Consider the following 5,490-nt stretch of genomic DNA (forward strand, 5'->3'; position numbering starts at 1 on the left):
TATATCGAATCATCGAGAAAAATTTCTAGGGTGTTGCAACGCTGAAGACAGGAAAGAATTGAAGCAATAAAGGATTTTCAGGAAAAGCGTAAGGAAAAAATGGAAGAAAGAAAAGAAATGCACAGCGATAGACTGGAAATGAATGAAGAGCAAAAAGCAGAATTACGAGAAATCCTAACTGAAGAACAATATAAAAAATGGGAACAGCTTCAGGAAAAAAGAAGAAAAGGACGTACAAACCCCGTGCGGGGAAAAAAGATTTGATTTCTACTTATCTCTGAAGAAAGAACTTTAATTACTGCAAAAAAAAATTTCACTGTTAAGCCGCCGGCTAACCTCACATAACAGGCAAAAGCCAATGTGCCACCCAGAAAATTCCGGAAGTGGTATAAGCCGCTTCTGCCCATTTGCTTAAAACCTCATTCATAATCATTAATTCCTTTTAATACATTTGGTTTGGTCAAGCCAAATTTCTTTCCGCATCTCTCAATTTAAATGTCATGCAAAACGCAGCGACAGCGAAGAGTAGAATCTCTGTATTTCCGAGATTGCTTCGCGGTGCCCGCAATTTCATTAATCCAGTTTCGCACTCTTCAGCCTTAAAGCATTAGCAATAACGGAAACTGAACTAAAACTCATGGCCAGTGCAGCGATCATTGGAGAAAGTAATAATCCGAAGAAGGGATACAGTACACCCGCAGCAATCGGCACACCTATTGTATTATAAATAAGCGCAAAAAATAGATTTTCTTTAATATTTCGCATCACCTTTTCGCTCAGTTTAACCGCCTTAAGCACTCCTTTTAAATCTCCTTTTACCAGGGTAACCTCAGCGCTTTCAATAGCTACATCGGTTCCTGTACCCATAGCAATTCCAATATCTGCCTGGGCCAGTGCAGGCGCATCATTAATTCCATCACCCGCCATGGCCACTTTTTTACCTTTCGCCTGGAGTTTTTTTACTTGCTCCATTTTATCCTGGGGAACCATACCGGCTTTAAAATCGGCCAGGTTTAATTCCTTTGCCACTGCCGAAGCTGTTTTCTCGTTATCTCCGGTAAGCATGACCACCTTAATTCCTTCTTTTTGAAGTTCGGATAAAGCTTCCCTGCTCGTTCTTTTTATTTTATCTGAAATGGTTACAAAACCAACTATTTGTGAATCTATCGCCAGGTAAGAAACGGTCTTTCCTTTTTTCTGTTCCGCAGTGACCTTATTATTTAGGTCTTTTGAAATTTTAGCATTTTCAGCCTGCATTAATTTTTCATTTCCAAGCGCCAGCTGTTTTCCCTCAAAATTGGCCGTAACCCCTTTGCCGGTCACCGAATTAAATTCTGAAGCTTCACCATAATTGATATTTTCCGCTTTTGCATAATTAACGGTTGCAGTAGCCAGCGGATGCTCACTTTGTGCATTTACAGAAGCGATAAGGCGGGTGAGTTCTTTTTCTGTATATTCTGATGTAACCGAAATAACTTTTTCTACGGAAGGTTTACCCTCGGTGATAGTTCCGGTTTTGTCTATTATAAGCACATCTATCTTGTTCATTTCTTCCAGCGCGCGGGCATTTTTGATCAAAACCCCGTTTTTTGCACCTTTACCAACTCCCACCATGACAGACATAGGTGTTGCCAGACCTAAAGCACAGGGACAGGCAATGATCAATACCGCGATAGCATTTACCAGCGCATAAACATAGGCCGGATCGGGGCCGTAGATCGCCCATATGACAAAGGTTATTATAGATATTATTACCACGATAGGTACAAAATAGGCTGAAATCCTGTCTGCCAGCTTTTGAATAGGCGCTCGTGACCTGCTGGCATCATTTACCATTTTTATGATTTGCGCAAGCAGGGTTTCATTTCCAACTTTTTCAGCAGTCATCGTGAAACTTTGATTACCATTAATAGTACCAGAATTTACCTTATCGCCTTCCTGTTTATCTACAGGAATAGGCTCACCTGTGATCATGGATTCGTCGATACTGGACTTGCCTTTTTTGATGGTGCCGTCTACCGGGATTTTATCCCCGGGCTTCACCCTTAAAATATCTCCTTTCTGAATCTTATCGACGGAAATTGTTTCTTCTTCCCCATTAACCACTCTTACAGCCTTGTTCGGTGCCAGTTTTAGCAATTCTTTTATTGCCGAATTAGTCCTGCTGTGAGCTCGTGCTTCCAGAACCTGTCCCATTAAAACCAAAGTGAGTATCACGGTGGCTGCTTCAAAATATACATGCACGGTTCCCATTTCAGTCTTAAACTGATCTGGAAAAAAATCGGGGAATAGCATGCCAAACACACTAAATATCCAGGCTACGCCGGCTCCTATTCCAATGAGCGTAAACATATTGAGATTCCAGGTTTTAATGGACCTGTAAGCACGTTCAAAAAACATCCAGGTAGCATAGAAAACCACCGGCAGGGAAAGTCCGAATTGAATCCAATTCCAAATCTTCATATCTGCCAGGTCATAAAGTGGATTATCCGGGATCATTTCAGACATCGCTATAAGGAAAATAGGAATTGTAAATGCTACTGCGATCCAGAATTTCTTTAAAAGTGCCTTATAACCTTTTTCTTCAGCAGACTTCTGCGGTTCTTTGGGAACCAGGTCCATTCCACAAATAGGACAATCTCCTGGTTCATCTTTTATTATTTCAGGATGCATAGGGCAGGTGAAGCCTCCCCCCTGCCCCCCTCCAGCAGAGGGGGAAGTTAAGCTTATTTCTTCCACGAGGTCCATTCCGCATACCGGGCAGTCACCGGGTCTATCATAAGTTTTTTCTCCTTCGCAATGCATGGGACAATACCATGTGCCGGTTCCTTTACCTTTTGGTGTTTTATCTTCTGACTGATGCTTATGTTTTGCTTGTTCCTCCCCGGGGAGCATGATATGATAATTTCCCCCGTTCTTCTGGAGGGCTTTTTCAAAAACATCAACTTTAATATGTTCTTTCATACTTATCTCTGCTTCCTCTTTCTCAAGATTTACAGAAGCATTGATCACCCCTTCCACATTATTTAAAATTTCTTCCACATGGGAGCGACAACCATTGCAAGTCATTCCCGTGATTTTATAAGTGTGTTTCATTGGCTTTCCTGAAGTTTTTTCCGAATTTTCAGGCAGCATGATATGATAATTCGCTCCAGCATTTCGAAGAGCTTCTTCAAATTTTTCAATTACAATGTGATCTTTCATGCTGATTTCTGCTTCACCACTTTCCAGGTTGACTGAAGCATTTTCCACTCCTTCCACCCTATTCAAAGTTTCTTCAACATGGGAGCGACAGCCATTACAGGTCATTCCAGTTATCTTATAGGTATGTTTCATCTTTTGAGAATCGATTTGAAATAATTTTTAAAATTACGTTAGAAAATAGCGAAGGAACTGCAGTTTTTTGGAAAATACCTTTAATAAAATGCTGATTAAGAATCAATCCTAATCTTTCTCCTTAGACTCTCTTTTATAAAATTATCTGGTATTTTTAATTTTCATCATATCTATAACAAGTCCTGCCCAGGTAAAATCCTGAGCTCCATAACCTTCTCCTGTGAACGGATCGTAGTATTCTCTAAAACCACTTTTTTCAATAAGCTCTTTGATACTGGAGGTCAATTTTCCAGCAAATTCCTCGTATCCATTATTTTTTAAAAACTGGTGTAAAAACCAATTATTAACAATCCAGGTAGGTCCGCGCCATATATAAATAGACTCTTTCGGATTAAATGCAGGTGAATTTTTGGCTACTGAAGGCAAGGGGTAGCTTAAATTAAATTCGTCACCCTGCACTAAATGTTTTTCAATCACCTGTTTCTTAACCTCTTCAGATATTCCAGAAAGCACCACGGGATAAAAGATAGTAGGGGTCAAAACTTTTATTTTCTTATTTTCTTTACCATATACATCATAAAAAGCTGCATCTTCTTTATCATATAAAACATTAACTATACTGCCTGTAACTTCCTCTGCTCGGTTATAAAATACACGCAACTCTCTATCCCCTACTTTTTCGCATAATTCACCTAAACTAGTTAGATTTTGGGCATATATCGTATTAAATCCAGCGTCTTTGACTAAAAAATGCCCATTTTTATGAATTCTTTTCAGATCATAATTATGTAAAAAATTTAAAAAATCAGTCCAAATCACTTTTCTATAGAGCGTGAAATTAGCTTTCCCTTCATTAAAATTTAATGGTACATCATAAGTGGGTTTCCAGTCCATACCCGATTCAAAAGGAGAAATAATACTTAGAAGCTTATCTCCATCAAAATCCCGATTTTCAGCCAGCCAGTTATAATATCTTTTAATTTTCGGAAGTACTTCCTTCAAAAATTCCAGATCACCCGAGGCATTAAAAATTCTGCTTACTGCCTGTGCTATAAGTGGTGGCTGGATAAGAGAACTCATATGACTATTAAAAAAGTTTTTATAGCTGAATTTCGACTGAAAAATATCTGCCCACCTTCCAGGTTTCAACCGGTCCCAATAGATCATATGCCCAATAAAACCATCCTCCTCCTGAAGCTTCAGCAAGCTGTAAATGTGCTTCTTAGCCATTTCAACTTCATCTATAGCGACTAAGATAAAAACATGAAAACAGGTATCCCAGAAGAACTGGTAGGGATATCTATTTGGAGCAGGCCGGGTGTAATGATAACGAGGGCTATCATCCTCTTCAGCCATTTCCATATTCTCATATATAATTTCCCTAACTTTTTTTACCAGTTCCTCGTCTGTCATTAGATATAGAAGTAAGTTCCTATTTTACATATTTATCCCATAATCCATATTCTTCTTTCTTCGGTCCTCGTGGAAACGAAAGTCCTGCTACCAATAAGCCTACAACCAAACCTGTAATTTGCAATCCTAAAGTACTGCCATTTACAAGCCATGGACCAACTGCTAACACTAAACCTAACAGGATATTGAAATATCTTCCCCGACGAACAATCTCTCCCATGCATATTACCGAAGTAACCACAATAAGAGAACCGCTAAGGTGAAAAATGTTAGAAGGCATGGTTTGAATCTCTACCCCAAATACTGCCGGTGCAAACATTACTGCAATACCCAAAAGAGTTGAAACTGCAAGGCTCCACGGTACACTCATCCCCCAAATAGAAGATTTATAAACGGCCAGTGGTTTGTTGGGAAACTCCATAAGTGCAGTAGTACGATCATCTGTGTTCTTTTCAAAAGCTTCTCCGCCTTTCCAGAACACTTTCCACATATTATCTCCTCTCTTTTTTGCCTGAACCATATGTTGACCCATAGCGATTACCTCATCAAATTCCAGTGGGATCATTGGCAGCATAATAGCCGCCGCCAGCAAACAGAACGTACACCATTCCCCGACTACAATTGGTTGTGAGATAACAAGGAAAATATGTACTAAACCTAATGGAATTACCAGAATTCCAAAAAAAGTAACCATCCATGGCATAGTTCGCCATCTGGAAGGACTTCCCATCCAGCCCATCA

General features: G+C 39.6%; 4 protein-coding genes. 1 reads left to right on the top strand and 3 read right to left on the bottom strand.

Annotation, left to right across the window (positions count from 1 at the left end):
* The first annotated feature begins 99 nt into the window (after positions 1-99).
* Complete coding sequence (locus tag Q1K34_RS17720) at positions 100-264, top strand: hypothetical protein (RefSeq protein WP_300442003.1); 165 nt, start codon at positions 100-102, stop codon at positions 262-264.
* Positions 265-573: 309 nt separating this feature from the next.
* Here Q1K34_RS17720 and Q1K34_RS17725 read toward each other — a convergent pair whose 3' ends face one another.
* The 3 genes from Q1K34_RS17725 to Q1K34_RS17735 all read right to left on the bottom strand — a co-directional run.
* Positions 574-3,336 (bottom strand): heavy metal translocating P-type ATPase, encoded by a 2,763-nt coding sequence (locus Q1K34_RS17725; protein ID WP_300442006.1) that lies wholly within the window; start codon positions 3,334-3,336, stop codon positions 574-576.
* A gap of 141 nt (positions 3,337-3,477) precedes the next feature.
* Positions 3,478-4,749 (bottom strand): trehalase family glycosidase, encoded by a 1,272-nt coding sequence (locus Q1K34_RS17730; protein WP_300442009.1) that lies wholly within the window; start codon positions 4,747-4,749, stop codon positions 3,478-3,480.
* 19 nt (positions 4,750-4,768) lie between these two features.
* A partial coding sequence (locus Q1K34_RS17735) for a vitamin K epoxide reductase family protein (protein WP_300442012.1) occupies positions 4,769-5,490 on the bottom strand: 722 nt, incomplete at its 5' end.

It is taken from the genome of Christiangramia sp., from assembly GCF_029937855.1.
Taxonomy (GTDB): domain Bacteria; phylum Bacteroidota; class Bacteroidia; order Flavobacteriales; family Flavobacteriaceae; genus Christiangramia.